The 17,652-nt window shown below is 67.8% G+C and carries 16 protein-coding genes; 11 read left to right on the forward strand and 5 right to left on the reverse strand.

Going from position 1 to position 17,652, the window contains the following annotated elements:
* Positions 1–93: 93 nt before the first annotated feature.
* The 3 genes from pstC to pstB all read left to right on the forward strand — a co-directional run bounded on the left by pstC (position 94) and on the right by pstB (position 3,162).
* The gene (pstC, locus tag AB7V09_RS07055) at positions 94–1,110 is read left to right on the forward strand and encodes a phosphate ABC transporter permease subunit PstC (RefSeq protein WP_419143333.1); all 1,017 of its coding nucleotides are present in this window, start codon (positions 94–96) and stop codon (positions 1,108–1,110) included.
* A 1-nt stretch (position 1,111) separates the two neighbouring features.
* A complete protein-coding gene (gene pstA, locus AB7V09_RS07060; RefSeq protein WP_419143334.1) occupies positions 1,112–2,293 on the forward strand; it encodes a phosphate ABC transporter permease PstA in 1,182 nt (393 codons plus the stop codon).
* An 89-nt stretch (positions 2,294–2,382) separates the two neighbouring features.
* A complete protein-coding gene (pstB, locus tag AB7V09_RS07065; protein ID WP_003781705.1) occupies positions 2,383–3,162 on the forward strand; it encodes a phosphate ABC transporter ATP-binding protein PstB in 780 nt (259 codons plus the stop codon).
* A gap of 444 nt (positions 3,163–3,606) precedes the next feature.
* On the opposite strand, the gene AB7V09_RS07070 is transcribed toward pstB, so the two are convergent.
* A complete protein-coding gene (locus AB7V09_RS07070) occupies positions 3,607–4,278 on the reverse strand; it encodes a winged helix-turn-helix domain-containing protein (RefSeq protein ID WP_419143357.1) in 672 nt (223 codons plus the stop codon).
* Between the two features lie 207 nt (positions 4,279–4,485).
* Here AB7V09_RS07070 and AB7V09_RS07075 point away from each other — a divergent pair, with 207 nt between their 5' ends.
* The 6 genes from AB7V09_RS07075 to AB7V09_RS07100 all read left to right on the forward strand — a co-directional run bounded on the left by AB7V09_RS07075 (position 4,486) and on the right by AB7V09_RS07100 (position 9,621).
* Positions 4,486–5,622 carry a hypothetical protein gene (locus AB7V09_RS07075; protein WP_419143335.1) on the forward strand — a complete coding sequence of 379 codons (1,137 nt, stop codon included), beginning with the start codon at positions 4,486–4,488 and terminating at the stop codon, positions 5,620–5,622.
* A 303-nt stretch (positions 5,623–5,925) separates the two neighbouring features.
* A complete protein-coding gene (locus AB7V09_RS07080; protein ID WP_419143336.1) occupies positions 5,926–6,675 on the forward strand; it encodes an FABP family protein in 750 nt (249 codons plus the stop codon).
* Positions 6,675–7,904, forward strand: coding sequence for a YgfZ/GcvT domain-containing protein (locus tag AB7V09_RS07085; RefSeq protein WP_419143337.1), 1,230 nt, complete (start codon positions 6,675–6,677; stop codon positions 7,902–7,904). The genes AB7V09_RS07080 and AB7V09_RS07085 overlap by 1 nt, the downstream gene beginning before the upstream one ends.
* Before the next feature lie 203 nt (positions 7,905–8,107).
* On the forward strand, positions 8,108–8,497 hold the full coding sequence (locus tag AB7V09_RS07090) for a DUF2516 family protein (RefSeq protein ID WP_060957317.1): 390 nt from the start codon (positions 8,108–8,110) through the stop codon (positions 8,495–8,497).
* Complete coding sequence (dtd, locus tag AB7V09_RS07095) at positions 8,497–8,925, forward strand: D-aminoacyl-tRNA deacylase (RefSeq protein WP_419143338.1); 429 nt, start codon at positions 8,497–8,499, stop codon at positions 8,923–8,925. Before AB7V09_RS07090 ends, dtd begins: the two co-directional genes overlap by 1 nt.
* Positions 8,926–9,114: 189 nt before the next feature.
* The gene (locus AB7V09_RS07100; RefSeq protein WP_419143339.1) at positions 9,115–9,621 is read left to right on the forward strand and encodes a DUF3995 domain-containing protein; all 507 of its coding nucleotides are present in this window, start codon (positions 9,115–9,117) and stop codon (positions 9,619–9,621) included.
* Positions 9,622–9,796: 175 nt separating this feature from the next.
* Here the strand turns inward: AB7V09_RS07100 and AB7V09_RS07105 are convergent, their stop codons facing one another.
* Together AB7V09_RS07105 and AB7V09_RS07110 are read right to left on the reverse strand one after the other, a co-directional pair.
* The gene (locus AB7V09_RS07105) at positions 9,797–10,633 is read right to left on the reverse strand and encodes a DUF559 domain-containing protein (RefSeq protein ID WP_419143340.1); all 837 of its coding nucleotides are present in this window, start codon (positions 10,631–10,633) and stop codon (positions 9,797–9,799) included.
* A 410-nt stretch (positions 10,634–11,043) separates the two neighbouring features.
* Positions 11,044–12,081, reverse strand: coding sequence for a threonine ammonia-lyase (locus AB7V09_RS07110; RefSeq protein ID WP_419143341.1), 1,038 nt, complete (start codon positions 12,079–12,081; stop codon positions 11,044–11,046).
* Between the two features lie 82 nt (positions 12,082–12,163).
* Here AB7V09_RS07110 and AB7V09_RS07115 point away from each other — a divergent pair, with 82 nt between their 5' ends.
* Both AB7V09_RS07115 and AB7V09_RS07120 read left to right on the forward strand, forming a co-directional pair.
* Positions 12,164–13,081, forward strand: a complete 918-nt coding sequence (locus tag AB7V09_RS07115) for a LysR family transcriptional regulator (protein WP_419143342.1) — start codon at positions 12,164–12,166, stop codon at positions 13,079–13,081.
* Positions 13,082–13,134: 53 nt separating this feature from the next.
* Positions 13,135–14,118 carry a ribokinase gene (locus AB7V09_RS07120; protein WP_419143343.1) on the forward strand — a complete coding sequence of 328 codons (984 nt, stop codon included), beginning with the start codon at positions 13,135–13,137 and terminating at the stop codon, positions 14,116–14,118.
* A 106-nt stretch (positions 14,119–14,224) separates the two neighbouring features.
* Here AB7V09_RS07120 and AB7V09_RS07125 read toward each other — a convergent pair whose 3' ends face one another.
* Positions 14,225–15,355 carry a hypothetical protein gene (locus AB7V09_RS07125; protein ID WP_143225292.1) on the reverse strand — a complete coding sequence of 377 codons (1,131 nt, stop codon included), beginning with the start codon at positions 15,353–15,355 and terminating at the stop codon, positions 14,225–14,227.
* Positions 15,356–15,450: 95 nt separating this feature from the next.
* A complete protein-coding gene (locus AB7V09_RS07130; RefSeq protein ID WP_419143344.1) occupies positions 15,451–17,643 on the reverse strand; it encodes a hypothetical protein in 2,193 nt (730 codons plus the stop codon).
* Positions 17,644–17,652: the final 9 nt, after the last annotated feature.

Genomic DNA, 17,652 nt, shown 5'->3' on the forward strand with positions numbered 1-17,652 from the left:
CCGCCCGGCCGGCCCGACGCCGCACCGAACCACATGACCAGCCAGCACCCACCCGCCCAGCCGCCGCCCCACACACCCCGAGGAGGGTCAGCCGTGGCCAGCACCACCGCACCGCCGTCGTCGCCGCCCCCAGTGGGCACCGCGACCGCCCCCAGCAGCGCCGACGACGCCATCATCCAGCCCGGCAAGGCCGCCGGGCAGACCGGCAACCGGATCTTCACCGGCCTGTCCTTCGGCGCCGGCACCTTCATCATGGTGGTGCTCGCCCTCGTGGCCGCCTTCCTCATCCGGGAGGCGCTGCCGGCCCTGACGGCCTCGAGCGAGACCCTGGAGTCGGTCTCCTTCATGCGCGACCGCAGCCTGTGGGGCTATGTGGCCCCGCTCGTCTTCGGCACGCTGCTGTCCTCGACCATCGCCCTGGGCGTCGCGGTGCCGCTGAGCATCGGGGTGGCCCTGTTCATCTCCCACTTCGCCCCGCGCCGCCTGGCCCAGGCCCTGGGCTACATGGTGGACCTGCTGGCCGCGATCCCCTCCGTGGTCTTCGGCCTGTGGGGATTCCTGTGGCTGGTGCCGCTGCTCGACCCCCTCAACACCTGGCTGAGCGAGCACCTCGGATTCATCCCGCTGTTCGCCGACTACACGGCACCGGCCAAGAACATCACCACCGCCTCCCTGGTCCTGGCCGTCATGATCCTGCCGATCATCACCGCCACCATCCGCGAGATCTTCCTCCAGACGCCCACCCTCCAGGAGGAGGCCTCCCTGGCCCTGGGCGCCACCCGCTACGAGATGATCCGCCAGGCCGTCCTGCCCTTCGGCCGCTCCGGCATCATCTCCGCCTCCATGCTGGGGCTCGGGCGCGCCCTGGGTGAGACCATGGCCGTCCTCATGATCCTCTCGCCCGGCATGGGGCTGAACCTCCGTATCCTCCAGGCCGGCCAGCATCAGACCATCGCCGCCAACATCGCCTCGCAGTTCCGCGAGGCCTACGGATTGAGCGTCAACGTGCTCATCGCCACCGGCCTGGTCCTGTTCATCATCACCTTCGCGGTCAACTCCCTGGCGCGGTGGATCATCGCGCGCCGCTCCGAGTTCTCAGGAGCCAGCTGACATGACGCCCACGAACACCCCCGAGCCCCCGTCCGGCCGCAGGTCCGATTCGGCCACGGAGGGCGCCCCCGCGCCCAAGTCCCTCAAGGCCGCGCTCGCGGCCGCCGAGGCCCCGGCCGCCCCCGTCGACCCGCTGGCCGACCCGCCCACCATCGAGGGCGTGCCCCTGACCTCCTACCGCCTGCCCGACTGGTTCATCTGGGCGGCGCTGGGAGCCGCCTTCGTCGTCGTCGGCGGGATCGGCCTGCTGGCCGGGTGGAGCATCGCCGCCGTCGTCGCCCTGACCGCCCTGGTGTGGGTGGTGGGCGCCACCGCCGTCTCCTGGGTGCGCGAGGGCGAGCGCTGGGGCCGCAACACCCTGGTGACGCTCCTCATCTACCTGTCCTTCGCCGTCGTCATGGTGCCGCTGGTCTCCCTGGTGTGGATGGTCCTGTCGGGTGGCTCGGCCCGCTTCGGCTACGACTTCCTGACCACGAACATGCGCGGCGCCGACGCCTCCAACGGCGGCTTCTATCACGGCATCGTCGGCACCCTCCAGATCACCGGGATCGCCACCCTCATCTCGGTGCCCCTGGGGCTGTTCACCGCCGTCTTCCTCGTGGAGTACAACGGCGGCTGGATCGCCCGGGTCATCACCTTCCTCGTCGACGTCATGACCGGCATCCCCTCGATCGTGGCCGGGCTGTTCGCCTATTCGATCTTCCTCATCGCGGCCGGACCCCGCTACCAGGCCGGCATCATCGGGGCCGTGGCCCTGAGCGTCCTCATGACGCCGGTGGTCATCCGTGGCGTGGAGGAGATGCTCAAGCTCGTCCCCTCCCACCTGCGCGAGGCCTCCTACGCGCTGGGCGTGCCCAAGTGGCTCACCATCGTCAAGGTCGTGCTGCGCACCGCGGTCGCCGGCATCACCACCTCCGTCATGATCGCCATCGCCCGCGTCATCGGCGAGACCGCCCCACTGCTCATCACCGTGGGCCTGACGATCCGCACCAACACCAACCCGCTGGACGGCTCCATGTCCACCCTGCCGGTGCTCGTCTACGACCAGTACTCCCGCGGGGAGGCCGCCGCCATGGAGCGGGCCTGGGCCGGGGCGCTGACCCTCATCATCCTGGTCATGCTGCTCAACCTCGCGGCCCGCCTCATCTCCAAGTACTTCAGCCCCAAGGGCGGCCGGCGCTAGCCCGGCCGGAGCCACCGGGACCACTATGCCCGCAGCGACCCCAGCGACCCCAGAGCCCTCAGCAGTCCACCTCAGGTAAAGGAACCGACGTGTCCAAGCGCATCGACGTCATCGGCGAGAACATCTACTACGGCGACTTCCTGGCCGTGAAGGACGTCAACGTCGTCATCGAGCCCAAGTCCGTCACCGCCCTCATCGGCCCCTCCGGCTGCGGGAAGTCCACCTTCCTGCGCACCCTCAACCGCATGCACGAGACCATCCCCGGCGCCCGCGTCGAGGGCCAGGTCATCGTCGATGGCGTCAACCTCTACGGTCCCGGCGTCGATGCCGTCCAGGTGCGCCGCGCCATCGGCATGGTCTTCCAGCGGCCCAACCCCTTCCCCACGATGTCCATCGCCGAGAACGTCCTGGCCGGCGTGCGCCTCAACAACCGGCGCATCAAGAAGTCCGATGCGGACGACCTGGTGGAGGCCTCCCTGCGCGGGGCCAACCTGTGGGACGAGGTCAAGGACCGTCTGGACCGGCCGGGCCTGGGACTGTCCGGCGGCCAGCAGCAGCGCCTGTGCATCGCCCGTGCCATCGCGGTCAAGCCCGCCGTCCTGCTCATGGACGAGCCCTGCTCCGCCCTGGACCCCATCTCCACGCTCGCCATCGAGGACCTCATCTCCGAGCTCAAGACGGACTACACGATCGTCATCGTCACCCACAACATGCAGCAGGCCTCGCGCGTGAGCGACATGACCGGATTCTTCAACCTGGAGGCCACCGGTAAGCCGGGCCACCTCGTCGAGTACGACTCCACCGACAAGATCTTCTCCGCCCCCAGCCAGCAGGCCACCGAGGACTACATCTCGGGCCGCTTCGGCTGAGGATCGAGGGGCCACGTGTCACGAATGGCGACTTTTCAGGTCGCGTGAGGCCGGTCCGAGCGTCCCCTGATTCACGTTCGCGCAGGTCAGCGCGTGACACGTTGATCCGGGAACTGGTGCTGCGCAGGTAAAAGTCGCCCGGAGTGACACTTCTGGGCGCCGTGCGTGACACGGCGGTGCGACACGAGGGGGAAGCGGGCGACAGGCCGCTGGGGAGAGAGGGAGGACGTCGGGCCGGAGAGCGCCAGTCGGCGCGAATGCCGCTCGCGGCGGCTTGAGTTGGAGCCCGGGGCCCGTCACGGCCCGACGCCGCCCACGAGTCTACAGGTCCGGGCTCCGGGCCGCGGCGGTGTCCACCCAGTGAATCCACCCGGCGGTCGGGCAGGCGTTTGCCCCTTGGCTGGGCCGGCCCGGGCCTTCTCAGGCTCCCCGGGGCCGGCGAGCTCAGGTGTCCTCGGGGGCGTCCAGGCGGTAGCCGACGTTGCGCACCGTGCCGATGAGGTTGTCGTGCTCGGTGCCCAGCTTGGCGCGCAGGCGACGGATGTGCACGTCCACCGTGCGCGAGCCGCCGATGTAGTCCTCGCCCCACACCTCGTGCAGGAGCGCGTCACGGGTCAGGACCCGCCCCTGGTTGGCGGCCAGGAACCTCAGCAGCTCGAACTCCTTGTAGGTCAGGTCCAGGATCGTGCCGCGCAGTCGGGCCGTGTAGGCGGTGACGTCAATGACGAGGTCACCCACGTCGATGCGGTCGTCGTCGGCCTCGTCCACGACCGGGACGTGGGCGCGCAGCAGCCGCAGCCGGGCCGACAGCTCAGCGGGCTTGGCGCCGGCCATGACGAAGTCGGCGGCTCCCCAGTCGATCTGCACCGCGGCGGCGCCGCCCTCCTCCACAATGAGGATGATGGGCGGGCAGTCCATGGGGCCGGTGAAGAGCTGGCACAGGGCGCGGGCCCGGGTCAGGTCCCCGCGGGCGTCGATCATGACGACGTCGGCGCTGTCCACCTCCGCGTAGGAGGAGGGCATCGGGGGGAGGCACTCCACCGGGGAGTCGAGGAAGGCGGTCGCCGGCAGGACGTCAGTGGCGTCACTCTCACGAGTGAACATGATGATCCGCAAGGCTGCTCCTTCCGTGGCTCGCGACCAGGAACCGCCGGCGCAGTCGAGCTGAGCAGCGGCGATACTGTTGGGATAAGTCAACCACACCTGGTCGCAGGCGGAATCTCCTGGGGCAACGACTGTCCGGATAGTGACCGTCCGCGAGGAGTGTGGGGCGGGGCCGCAGTGAGGTCGCAGTGGGCCCTGCGGCCGCCCGGGTGTGGGACGATGCGTGCTGTGACTACCCACCACCGACGAGCCCAACCGGCCGCGCGCACCCGCAGAGCCTCCCGCGGCTCGCGCCATGACTCCCATGCCGCAGCCGTTCCGACGGCCGCCGGTGGCGCGTCGGACTGGGCCAGCGTCATCGGCCCGGGCGACTCCCACGCCTCGGCAGGGCCTGACGGTTCGGAGGCAGCCGCGGCCTCGGCCGGCTCGGATACCTCCGGCGAGCCGGCCGACTCCTCCGCCGCTCCAGAGGCGGCCCGCTCAGCCGACTCAGGTGACACTGCCGACCTCGCCGAGGACCTGGGCTACGCCACCCGTCGCGCCTCCAACCGCCCCAAGGAGCCGGGCCTGGTGGACCCGGCCTGGACCCGGCTCGCCTTCGCGGGCGTGGTGCCGCTGCTGCTGGCGGTCGGCTCAGTGCTGCCCGGCTGGGTGAGGCTGGCCCTCGTGGCCGTCCTGGTGCCGGCCGCCGCACAGGGCTGGCCCGCGCTCGTGCGCGCCCGGCACGACCTGGGCGGCACGATCGTCATGACGATCAGCGGACTGTCGGCCGCCGTCAGCGTCTACCTCCTCGACGACATGGGGGTGGCCGGCCTGGTCATGGCCTTCTCGATCCTGCTGGCCTTCGTCGGCCAGATGCTGCGCCGCGACGGCCGGCACAACCTGGTCGAGGACCTGTCCTCAACGGTGGCCGGCTGCCTCGTGGCGGTCTCCGGCTCGGCCTGGTGCGCCCTGGAACCGGGACTGGCCGACCCAGCCATCGTCGTGCCCACCTGCCTGGCGCTGTTCGTCGGCGCCGTCCTGACCGTCCTCAACGTGCGTGCCCGGATGCTGGAGGCCCTCACCGTCACGGTGCCGGCCCTGTTCGCCGGGGCTGCCGGCTACGTGCTGGCCTCGGCCGGCTTCTTCGGCCTGTCCCACATCAGTGCGACCGCGGCCCTGCAGAGCGCCGTGGCCTGCGTGGCCGTCGGCTTCGTGGCAGGGGTCCTCATGGCCTCTGGCAACCGCGTCCTGTGGACCCACCGCTGGGTGCCCGGCGGGCGGGCGGCGGTGGCCTCGGCGCTCGTGCCGATCCTGTCGGTCGGCGTGCCGGTCTACGCCATCGCCCGCCTCCTGGGCGGCTTCATCGCCGGCTGAAGGCAGCTGACCGGTCCCGCGAGACCCCGAGGGCGCCGCGTCACGGCGGCCGGATGTCCAAATCGGATACAAAGAGACTCCGAGGCCCTGCGGTTAAGCGAAGGAACCGCAGAATCATGCGGTTTCATCTGGCGCACTCAGTGCTCCTCGCCGCCTTTGTATCCAATGTGGACACCGCGGTGCCGATCCTGCCCGGATCTGCGGCTCCAGAGCGCGCCGGAGGCTCAGGGCGCCGGCGGATCCGCGCGGCCCGAGCGGGTGGCGCGCGTGATGCGGGCTGGGGTGACGTCGTAGGCTGCGGGCATGGCATTCACGCTTCCTGACGACCTGGCTCCCGAGCTCTACCCGCTGTCCTGGCTGGCCGGCACCTGGCGCGGCTACGGCATCCTCACCTATGGCGAGACCGTGCCTGAACAGGCCGTCTACCAGGAGATGACCTTCGACCACGACGGCGGCCCTTACCTGCGCCAGACCACCACCATCTGGACGGTGGACGCCACCCGCTCCAAGAACCTCGACTTCGAGATGCCCGGCCTCCAGGGCGCCTCCCTCCTGGCCCCCGCCCAGATCTGGTCCACCGAGACCACCTACTGGCGGCCCGTCGGCCAGGAGCAACCCGACGGCGCCGAGACCACTGAGCCCGCCGAGGACGCCGCCGACAGCAAGGGCTCTGGCGGTCCGCTCGTCCCCGTCACCCAGCTCGAGCTCGTCTCGGCCGACCCCGCCGGCCACGTCGCCGTCTGGGAGGGCTGGATCCAGGGGCCGCGCGCCCAGGTCGGCACCCAGGCCGTGGGCCGGGCCCGCACCGCCGTCCCCGTGGAGGAGATGACCCGCATGTTCGGGCTCGTGGGCGGCGACCTCATGTGGACCCAGGACATGGCCGCCTTCGGCCAGAGCGAGGTGAGCACCTACGCCTCGGGCCGCCTCGGCCGCGTCGACGACTTAGATGACCCCGCCGCCCAGCCCGGCTCCGCCCTCGACCCGGCTGAGCCGGAGGGCGAGTCCTCCACCTCCTCCTCTCCCGCCTCCGACGACGCCGAGCCGACCGCCTGATGCGCCCCTCCCCGCTGCTGAACCGCCCCGGCGCCGTCGCCTCCGCGCCGGAGGACCCCGACCAGGCCGTTCCCGCCCACCTCGGCGACCCCGGCCGCGAGCAGGCCGCCCTGGCCGAGGGGCGCGCGATCTGCGCCCTGGCGCGCGATGTCGTCACCGTCGCCGGGCCGGACCGTCTGAGCTGGCTGACCACGCTGTCCAGCCAGGTGCTCACCGGCCTGAAGCCCGGTGACGGCGGCGCGGAGACGCTGCTCCTCGACGCCCAGGGCCACATCACCCACGCGCTCGCGGCCCTCGACGACGGCCGCACGCTCTGGCTCGTCACGGAGGCCGGCAGCGGCGAGGCGCTGGCGACCTTCCTGGACTCCATGCGCTTCATGCTGCGCGTCGAGGTGACTGAGCGCCCCGACGTCATGGCGTTGGGCGCCCTGGGGGAGGGCCTCGAGGCCCTGGTCCAGGCGGCGCGCGACACCGCGCCGGACGCCTCCGATTCACCGGCCGAGGCCGGTGACGCCGAGTCTCAGGGCTCACTCATCGGCCTGTGGCGAGACCCGTGGCCGGGCGTCGTCGAAGGCGGCACGAGCTACGACGTCGGAGCGGACCGGCCGCATCCCGGCGAGACCTACCGGGGCGGTTTTGTCCTCGTGCCCGTACAGAGCATGAATGCTGTGGTGAGCACCTTCCTCGCCGCCGGGGAGGGGCGGCGCCTGGCCGGCGCCCTGGCCTGGGAGGCCCTGCGCATGGAGGCCGGCCGCCCCCGCTGGGCCCGCGAGGCCGACGCCCGCGCGATCCCCCATGAGCTGGACTGGCTGCGCACGGCCGTGCACCTGACAAAGGGCTGCTACCCGGGCCAGGAGACGATCGCGCGCACCCTCAACCTGGGGCGCCCTCCGCGCCGCCTCACCGTGCTCCAGCTCGACGGCCTCGTCGGCGACCTGCCCCAGCCGGGGGCGAGCGTGCGCATGGGGGAGCGGGCCGTGGGCGCCGTGACCTCCGTGGCGCGCCACCACGAGCTCGGCCCCATCGCCCTGGCCCTGCTGCGCCGCGCCGTGCCCGCGGGCGAGCAGCTGACCGTGGAGATCACCGAGGTCGACGAGGCCACCGGCGAGACCATCCCGGTCGGGAGGGTCGACGCCGCCCAGGAGGTGCTGGTCTCTCCCGAGGGGCGCGCTCAGGCCAGTCCGGCCGAGCGTCCCGGTGCGGAGCTGCGTAAGGGCCTGCGACTCTGAGCCGTCCGGTCGTGCACCGGATCCCGGGCGCTCCCGGGACTGCTGCTCTGGGACCCGAGCCCGATGTCTGCCCGGAATGGTCGGGGCTGCGCCAGCGGCCGGCAACCGTCTGACTGTCGGCCGCCGTGTGAGGCCTCCACTGTTCTCGCTGGGCGTGGCCGCCTCTCTGGGATCGGTGACCGGCGACCGGTAGCCTGGGGCGCGTGAGCGTCCTTTATGCTGTGTCATTCTTTCTCTCCGAGGCGGTCAGGTGGAGCTGGTTGGCCGCCCAGTTCATCTCCCTCGTTATGGGGGTCTGGGCGCTGATCGACTCCCTGATGCGGCCCGCGGAGCACTACGCGGCGGCCGGTAAGAACACCAAGCGATTCTGGAACCTGGTCAACGCGGTGGGCACGGTGGTGGTCGGCCTGCTCGGGGCCGCCTCGATGTTCGGCCTGCTGGGCGTCGTGGCCAGCGCCGTCTACCTGGTGGACGTGCGTCCCGCCCTGCAGGCGCTGGCGCCGGTGCGGGTGCGCTCCTCGATCCGTATCCCGGGGCGGGCCTCGCAGCGCCGGCCGGGGCGCGATGGGCGCGGCAGGAGCGCTGGTCGCTGATGCGCGCCGTCATTCAGCGAGTCAACCGCGCGGCGGTCCGGGTCGACGGCGAGGTGGTCGGCGAGATCGCCCGCCCTGGCCTCATGGTCCTCGTGGGCGCCACGCACGACGACGGCCCCGCGCAGGTGGCCACGGTGGCCCGCAAGATCGCGGACCTGCGGCTCCTGGAGGGCGAGCTCTCGGTGACCGACGCCGGAGCGCCGGTGCTCGTCGTCTCCCAGTTCACCCTGTACGCCGACACCCGCAAGGGCCGGCGCCCCACCTGGAACAAGGCGGCCCCCGGCGAGGTGGCCGAGCCCCTGGTGGAGGCCGTGGCCGAGGACCTGCGTGGGCGCGGCCTGGAGGTGGCCACCGGCCGCTTCGGCGCCGACATGAAGATCGACATGGAGGCCGACGGCCCGGTGACGATCCTCATCGAGGCTGAATAGGGCCTGTTGTGAAACTGGGGTGAGGCGACCGCGTGTTCATACCCTCTACCTCTCGAGCGCGCGCCCCAAGGTACGACCGCGATGTCGGCGAGAACCGGCCTGCCCCGGACATAGCCAACAGGAACTAGGTCGAAGGAGGTCGACGACGATGCAGTATCGTGGCCGATGCTATGTTCAGGAGACGCTGAGATGACGGGGCGCTCGCGGGCGGTGGTGGTCGCCATGATGCTGTGGTGGGCCGTCTTCGGCTGTATCAGCGTGTCCTGGGCGCTGGGTTCCCCGTGGCTGGTCGACACGGTCCTCCAGGGTGAGGGGCTGCGGCTCGCCCAAGAGCGGCCCACCTGGTTCATCGTGGTCGTCCTCGTCTCCGGGCTGGTGAAGCTGGGGTTCGTCGTCTTCGGCTTCGCCCTTCTGCGCCCGGACGTCATCAGGGTGCCGCGCTGGATGCGTCTGGCCTTTGGCTGGGTCTCGGGAGCCCTGCTTATGGCCTACGGGCTGGTCGGCTCGGCGCCGGCGATCCCGACGATCATGTCCGGAGAGCCACTCTCACGATACGGTTGGTGGCGCCTGGTTCTGTGGATGCCTCACTTCTGGGTGGGCGGGATCCTGGTGCTGTCCGCGACGGTCGCCTACCTGCGCTGGAGCCGGCCCGTGGCGACCGACCCCGCCGTGCACGCGGGCCCTGCTGGACGCTGACTCCCCGCGGCGGGTGTCCACAGAAATGACATTAGCCCGCACAAGCCACCCGCCCACCACCTAGAACCACGGAATCACGCGGTTTTCAAGCCAGCACCAACCTCGTCGGGCATCCAATGTCATTTCTGTGGACATCGGGCGTGGCCGGGCGAGGTATGTCGATTCCATGCATCGCCTATGGGTGGGTGGAGAGAATCCGTTGGACATCGGTGACGATCTTCCCTGAACGCACATTGTTGGACGTGAAGCGGATGGGCGTATAACCCTGCCGGACCAGTTCGCGATCGCGTTCCCGGTCGTGGTGGAAGGACCAACGGTCGGAATGGAACTCGTAGCCGTCCAGCTCGATGACAAGCCACCCGGCCACCACCAGGTCCACTTCTCCAACGTCTGAGAGCACCATGCCGTCGGAAACATCTATTCCAGCGTCCTGCAACTGAACTCTGGCCAGGGTCTCCAGTGGGCTGCGAGCGCGATCGCTGGTGCGCTTCAGGCGATTCCGGCCAAGAACACGGCGAGGACCGCGCAGATATGCGGATACCTGCTGGCGAGTCGTTCTGCCCCGATGCAGGGCGGCGTCGGCGGCGACCAGAGCCGTCCACTCTTCTGCGCAGCACAGGAGATCGGCGATGCAGCGGGCGAGGGAGACAACCGGGAAGTCTTCCAGCCGAAGGACGGAACGCCCACGAGTCTCGTGTCTGTGCTCACCCCATAACGGAGGTAATCGACGTCCTTGCGGAGTCAGAACATGGACACTGCGCGGTGGAGAGGGGAGCGGAAGGCCGTAGTAGGCGGCTGCATGCTCGCAGGTGATAAGACCTCGGTGAAGGCGGGCGATGAGGATGCGTCGGTCGGTGCCGGGCAGCGCTACGATTCCGTGCGGGTACCGTTTGAGTTCTCCCGCGTCTACCAGGGCCTGGAGGCGGCGGCGCCCGGTACGGTTCAGATGTAGATCAGCCTGTGCAACGGCGCCAAGCGCGTCGCCGATGCGGGTCAGCACATTGTCGTCCATGAGACGATTCTTGGACTGCCGGAGCTGAGGCGCTAGGAAGTGGCTGGTTCCTGTGGATAACTTCCGGCGTTGACGAGCCGCGTCTCCTGCTTGACGTCCACAGAAATGACATTGGATGCCCGACGACGTTGGTGCTGGCTTGAAAACCGTGTGATTCCGTGGTTCTAGGTGGTGGGCGGGTGGCTTGTGCGGGCTAATGTCATTTCTGTGGACACTCGTGGCGGGGGGAGGGCCCGTGGTGGGGTGACGCAAGGGCGCTTGTGGCGGCGCGGGTCGCCGGGGCAGAGGAGAGGGCCGGGTATGCGCCCCCGACTGCGCTCCCCGGCCCTCAACCGAGTGTCGCCCGATTCTCCGCATCGGCTCAACGGGGAGTGGTCCCCAACCGGCCGTCAGGTATGGATCGGCCGGCTTCAGCAGTTGAGGGTCGCGTCGGTGCCGACGGCGGCTCTTGCGGAGATGCCGGCGGCGATGCCGGCCAGCTCGTGGTCGTCGGCGTTGCCGCCGGTGCAGACGATCGCGCAGTGACCCTGGCGGGTGGGGTCGGCCATGAGCCCGGCCAGGCTCGCAGCCCCGGCGCCCTCGGCCAGGGTGTGGGCGTGGGTGGCCAGGATGCCGACGGCGCCCTGGATCGCGTCGTCGTCGACCAGGATGAAGTCATTGAGGCTGCGGCCCAGCACCGACTGGGTGAGGGCGAAGCTCGCTCCGACGGCCAGACCCGCCACGCGCGTGCGGCTGTGGACGGTGGCCGGCTCCCCGGAGGCCCAGGCGCGGTGCGCGGCCGGCGCGGCGCTGGACTGGATGCCGATGACCCGGCACCCGGGGGCCAGGACGTCGCGCACGAGGCAGGCGCCGGCGGCCCCGGAGCCTGAGCCGACCGGCGCGTAGACGGCCTCCAGGTCCGGGTGGCGGCGGAAGAGCTCGAGGTAGACGGTGGCGTGCCCGAGCACGATGGCGGGCTCGTCCCCGGGGGAAACCATGCGCATCCCCTCACGCAGGGCGAGGGCCTCGGCGTGCGCCAGCGACTCGCACATCGTCTCCCCCTCGACGACGACCCGAGCCCCCAGCGCGCGCACCGCGGCCACCTTGCGGGCCGGCGCGCCCACCGGGACGACGACGGTCACGGGGACCTCGCTGCGGGCGCCGGCCCAGGCCAGGGACTGGGCGTGGTTGCCGGTGGAGGCGGTCACGACGCCGCGGCGCCGCTCCTCGGGGCTGAGCGCCGCCATGAGCGCCACCCCGCCGCGGACCTTGAAGGCGCCGGTGGGCTGGACGTTCTCGTGCTTGACCGTGACCTCCACCCCGGCCTCGGCGTTGAGCAGCGGGTAGGACCAGGCGGGAGTCTCGGGCAGGACCCGCGAGACGGCCTCGTAGGTGCGCAGGACGGCGTCGAAGTCGAGGCCGGACTGGGTGTCGGCAGGAGCCTGGGGCAGGGTGTCGGTGACGGTCATGGCTTCATGATGCGGGCGGCCGGAGTATCGGTCCAATGAATCTTTTGACGAATACCCATCGATACAAGACATACTTGGTGGTGTGATCGATGTGCAGCAGCTGCGGGCCCTCGTGGAGCTCTCCCGCCTCGGCACCGTCTCGGCCGCCGCCGAGTCCCTGGGCTTCAGCCAGTCCACCGTCTCCCACCAGCTCGCCGCGCTGTCGCGGGCAACCGGCGCGGTCCTGCTGACGCGGGCCGGACGCGGTGTGCGGCTCACCGAGGAGGGCCGGGCGCTGGCCACCCGGGGGCAGGAGGTCCTCGACCTGCTGGACCGCACCGAGCGCGAGGTCGTCTCCATGGCCCGCGCCGAGGCGGGGCGCGTACGCCTGGCCGCCTTCCCTTCCGCCGTGGCCTCCCTGGTGCCGGGGGTGCTCGACGTCGTCGGTCGGCAGTACCCGGGCCTGGAGGTCGAGCTCGTCGACGCCGAGCCGCCCGAGGCCCTCGACGCGTTGCGGCGGGGGCGGGTGGACGCGGCCCTGTCCTTCTCCTACGTCGACGACGACGCCAGCGAGGGCCTTCAGGCCGAGCACCTGCTCGACGACGTCCTCTACGTCGTCACCCACCCCGGCGGCATCACGCGCATCGCCGACGGCGCCCAGTGCCGGTGGGTGACCGGCTGCGCGCGCTGCCGCGAGGAGCTCCTCGCCGTGGGGCGGGCCAATGGGTTCACGCCCGAGACCGCCTACGCCTCCGACGACTACGTGGCCGTGCAGGCGCTCGTCGCCGCCGGGGTGGGGGCGGCCCTGCTGCCGGGGATGGCGCTGAACGCCTACCGGCACGAGGGGGTTCAGGTGCGGCCCCTGGCCCGCGAGCAGCGGCGCGTCGAGGTGGTCACCCGCGCCGAGCAGCCCCGCCCGCTGGCCATCGACGTCCTGGTGGAGGCCTGCCAGGCGGCGGCCCGCCGCACGAGCCTGCGCCGGCCGATGGTCAGGACCGGCAGGAGTGCTGCCTCACGGTGAGGTGTGGTGTGATGGGACGTGTGTCCGTGCTGCATCACAGAGAGGAACCGGAGATGGGAGCTGGTGTGCGAGCTGTCCTGGGTGACGTATCCGGCGAGGTCGCCGTCTTCGGGTCCCTCAATGCTGACCTGACGGTCCGAACGGAGCGCTTCCCCAAGCCCGGTGAGACGATCAGTGGGGAGGACCTGGTGATCCTGCCGGGAGGCAAGTCCGCGAACCAGGCGGTCCAGGCCGGTCTTCTCGGAGCTCGTGCGAGGATGATCGGGGCCGTGGGAGCCGACGGTCACGGCGACCTGCTCATCGAGTCCCTCCAGCGCGCCGGCGTGGACACCTCCGCGGTTCAGCGCGAGGACGTGGCCACCGGCACCGCCATCATCACCGTGGACTCCACGGGGGACAACACCATCGTGGTGTCTCCCGGTGCGAACGGGACAGTGGATGTCTCGACGGCGCAGCGCCACCGCGACGTCATCGGCGAGGCCCGCGTGCTCGGCCTGTGCATGGAGGTCAGCCCCGAGGCGGTCGAGGCCGCGGCACGCATCGCCCACGACGCCGGCACCCGCGTGGTCTTCAACAACTCGCCGTTCCACCCCGTCCTGTCCGTCGGGCTCATGGAGGCCATTGACGTCCTGGTCGTCAACGAGCATGAGCTCGCCGACATGCTGACGGTGGGCACGCCTGACACGGCGGCCGAGCCGGCGTGCGAGCGGGCCGACGACGCCACGGACTGGGGCGATTGTGCGAGGCGTTTGGCCGCCATGGGGATCCCCTCCGCGGTGGTGACTCTGGGGGGCCGTGGGTCGATGGTGATCGAGGGGGAGGAGATCACCCCGGTCGATCCGTTCCCGGTGAATGTCGTGGACACCACCGGTGCTGGCGACTCCTTCCTGGGCACGCTGCTGGCGGCGCTCGCCGCAGGCGCCGGGCTCAAGGAGGCGGCTGGTGCGGCCTCGGCCGTCTCCGCCTTCGCGACGACCTCAGTGGGGGCGCAGGCCTCCTACGGGGACATCGCTGCAGTCGAGCAGCACTTCGGATAAGCGCGGCTCGACGAGCGGGCGAGAGCCGAGGTCGCTCCCGGCGGCCGCAGAGGTTTGTGAGCCTCAAGGGGCAGGTGACAGGAGACCGGCCCCGACGGCCCGCGCCTCAGTCGTCCGTGAACTGCTCGAGGTTCTCGGTGTGAGGGTGGCCGTCATCGGTCGAGCTGAGCCAAAAGACAGGGGCGTACTTGGCGTTGACGTCCTCTGAGGGAACCCGCTTGAGCGCAAGGAGACCTGGCCCTGTGGGGAGGCCGACTTCTTTCATCAGGAGATCTGTGATGTCGGTGTGTTGACCTGAATCGGGATCCACGAGCTCCCTCCGAATGTTTCCTAATTGCTCGTCCGCAGCTTGACGTTCTTGTATGCCGATGGGGTCGTAGATTTGAGCCAGTAACGATGACGCGGCAGCTGGATCGGAAAATCGTGACATCCAGCCCCCGGAGTAGACATCGATGACGCCAGTGATGGTATCGATCGTGTGACCTGTACCGTCTATACGAGAGACCGTTTTGGGAGTGCAGTTACCCGTGCAGGGTTCCCTATATATGCTCTCACTCACAAGAAAAGACCTGTGGCTGGCACCTATGAGCCACTGCGTTGTGGGCAGAGTGGTTGGAGGTGAGTCCTGCTGTGATAAAGAAAGAATTGTTAATGTGGCGTGTCCGCCCCCTCCGGGGAACGGCTGGTCAGATGTTTCGACAGCAAGATGTGTGTCAGTGAGTGCCACACCAATGATTCTGCGAGTGACATGGGTTGTCCGGACAACCGCTCCGGTGGAGGTGTCGACCACCGCGAAGTATGTGACTGCCTTGGATGAACTATTGAGTTCGAATACTACATACTTCCCGTCGGGGCTGAGTGTCCAGTCGTTCGTAAGGGCGGTGGTCTTGGTCGATGGTGACTGTTCACTCGAAGAACCTGGGTGGGTCGGCACATCAAGAGGATATGTGAAATCATTCACTCTGATCTGTGTTGCCCATACCATGCCCTTGTCTGAGGATCGCCTTCCGAACACGGAGAGCGAGGGAGGTTCGCCTCCGGTTCCCTCGTCTATCAACTGGCTTACTCCGGTAATGTAGTATCCGTTCGCGGCGATGGAGTTCTTCCACGTTGTGAGGTCAGGGGGATTCTCGGAAGAATCCATCTCCTCAGCTTTCGAAAGATCCAGTGATGTGACAGTAAGTCCAATGTCGGAATCCGAAGAGCGATGGTAATGGCAGGTGCTGATTGTTAGCATGACTGTAACCATAAGGGCTACAACGGTGAATGCTCTGGCATCTCTCCGTAGTTCCTGTTGTATGAATGAGTGAGATGTAGAGGCCGACTGTGAATTCATGCGTTCCGCTCCGTAACTCCGTAGAGGCGATAGGTCGAAGAATGTTCGCTAGGGCCACTGACATTCAGAAGGATGGTGGTGCATCCGGGGGTGCTTCTGAAATCCACGTAAGGGCTCCTGGGCTCTCCTTTATCTGCCATAAGTTGACGCACTCCCTCTGAGAGACTGAGTGGAGTCGTGTCGATAGTGTCACCTTTGACTGGGATAGTGAGTGCCGCCGAGCCGTCCGATGGACGTAGGGAGATGGTCGCGATGATGGAGTCACCGTCTGGACGAGGGGCGATCCCTGCCTGAGCAGAAGCTAGGCCTGGGTAGTGCTCTGCAGATGTGGCCGTCCGGTCTCTGGGCGTGAATACTGTGGCGACTCGTGGAGTGTCCCAGGCAGTCATGACGTCATATATGGACTTGTCGGAACCGTAGTAAGGGTATGTCGCCAAAGTCTGAGATGCTGTGGAGGCGACTTCGTTAATACCTGACGCTGCGCCAAGAGGAATTCTGTCCATGTTGCTGGAATCACTCTTAGAGGCCTGATCGATGTTGATGGCCTGTGCGGTAGGGTTCCCGTTCTTGTCGCTCTGATTGGTGAACTGGGCGGCCCATCCAGAAATGATGACCGGATTTACTCCCATGTCATCGCTGTAGCTTCGCGACCGTAAGTTATCGACGACCATCGGATCAATGAGGAGATTGTCAATGCGGGTGCTTGCGGACGGGTTGGTGTCGGGAGCTACAGCGATGCTTGAGGTTCCTGCCCATTTTTCTTCATCTGTGTCCTCATTGTCTTGTTCGAAGGTTGAGACAATGAAGGTACTGTGGCCGGCTGCCCCCATGAAGGTGGTATCAATGGTGTCGCTGTCGCTCCACAACGTCCTCCCGTCCTTCAAGGAGTATGCTGTATCCCCGTCGAGAAGGGCCGAATCTGTGAGCTGTAAGCTGCCACCGTGGCTCATGTGTTTTATGACGGGAGTGCCTGTTCGAGTATCAAATACCAGTGTCGTCTCTGGTGGATCGGATGCTGACAAGTATTCTTCAGAATTGATGCCCAGATCATCTGGGATTCGTGCCCTGAGAGCGAGGTAGTCTCTGTTGGGGCTTGTAAAGGCATATAGTGTGCTAAGGGTTGCTTCGTATGTCCATAGGGTGCTGCCGTGGGCTGGCTCTAATGCTGTGATCCCCTCGCTGCTGATCACAATAGGTCCTGTCGATCCGGCAATGACGCGATCGACTCCCACCATATCTTTGACCCAACTCGTTTTGGTGTTGATTGTCGTTGCGATGGCTGCTGTCTTGTGAGGTCCGGCAGAGGTGCTGTGTATAAAAGGTGTCACGAAATAGTGTGCCGTTGATGTCAGCAATGAAAGTGCGATGATTGGCGTGAGTGATATGGCGGCAAGTTTTATCTTCGTGATCGGTTGGAGTTTTAATGATGCTTGCTTGGTTACCTTGACGCTGCTCTCGCCTGGCTGAGGACGTGCTGGGAGATACAGCTTGCGCCAGCGGGCCGGATTGCTGAGCTGCCTGGGGTGTATGGAAAGTAGGGTTCGCACGCGATGCAGGATGATGCTCGTGCAGATGAGTGTTGTGAAGCCAAGAGTCTCTGCTGCGTGGCACAGGAAAATGGGGATGGAGATTCCGGAGTGCTCGTATGCTGTCATCCAGTGGTGAATATTGATTCCTGTCGTCGCGGCACCAAGTAGTGCAATGAGGCTGGCGATGATGGTCGTCGCGGTTCGTCTCAACTGACTAGCGACTGCGGCGATGGACCATAAGAGGAGCTGTAGTGTGAACATTGCGACGATTGGTTGTGTTGCCAAGTCGGAGGCAGATCGTACTGAATTCATGTGAAGGACGTCGATGTCGATCCTGTAGATCGAACTCAGTAATTTTGCGATACTCGACGAGGCAAACATCGCTAACACTCCGCCCCAGCGCAGGGCGCGCAGGGTAAGGACGCCGCGCGGTGGGAAGGCCTCTCCTTCACTCCCACCTTCGGTCTTGCCCTCGCTGTCGCCGGCGTTGGTTGAGGCCCGGTCGGCCTCAGTGGCATTGCGGCCGGGACGGTCCTCGGCCTCCCCCTTGTCCGGTTTCTTCAAGGCATCGTCGCCGGAGTCGGCAGTGCCCGGTTGGGTGCCGGGATCGGTGTCAGGCTGATCGGTGCTGTTTTCGGCGGCGTCGGGCGTGGGAAGCATGAGCCTATT

The sequence above is a fragment of the Actinomyces sp. SKVG-SVH-4(1) genome (genome assembly GCF_048514265.1).
GTDB classification, from domain to species: domain Bacteria; phylum Actinomycetota; class Actinomycetes; order Actinomycetales; family Actinomycetaceae; genus Actinomyces; species Actinomyces oris.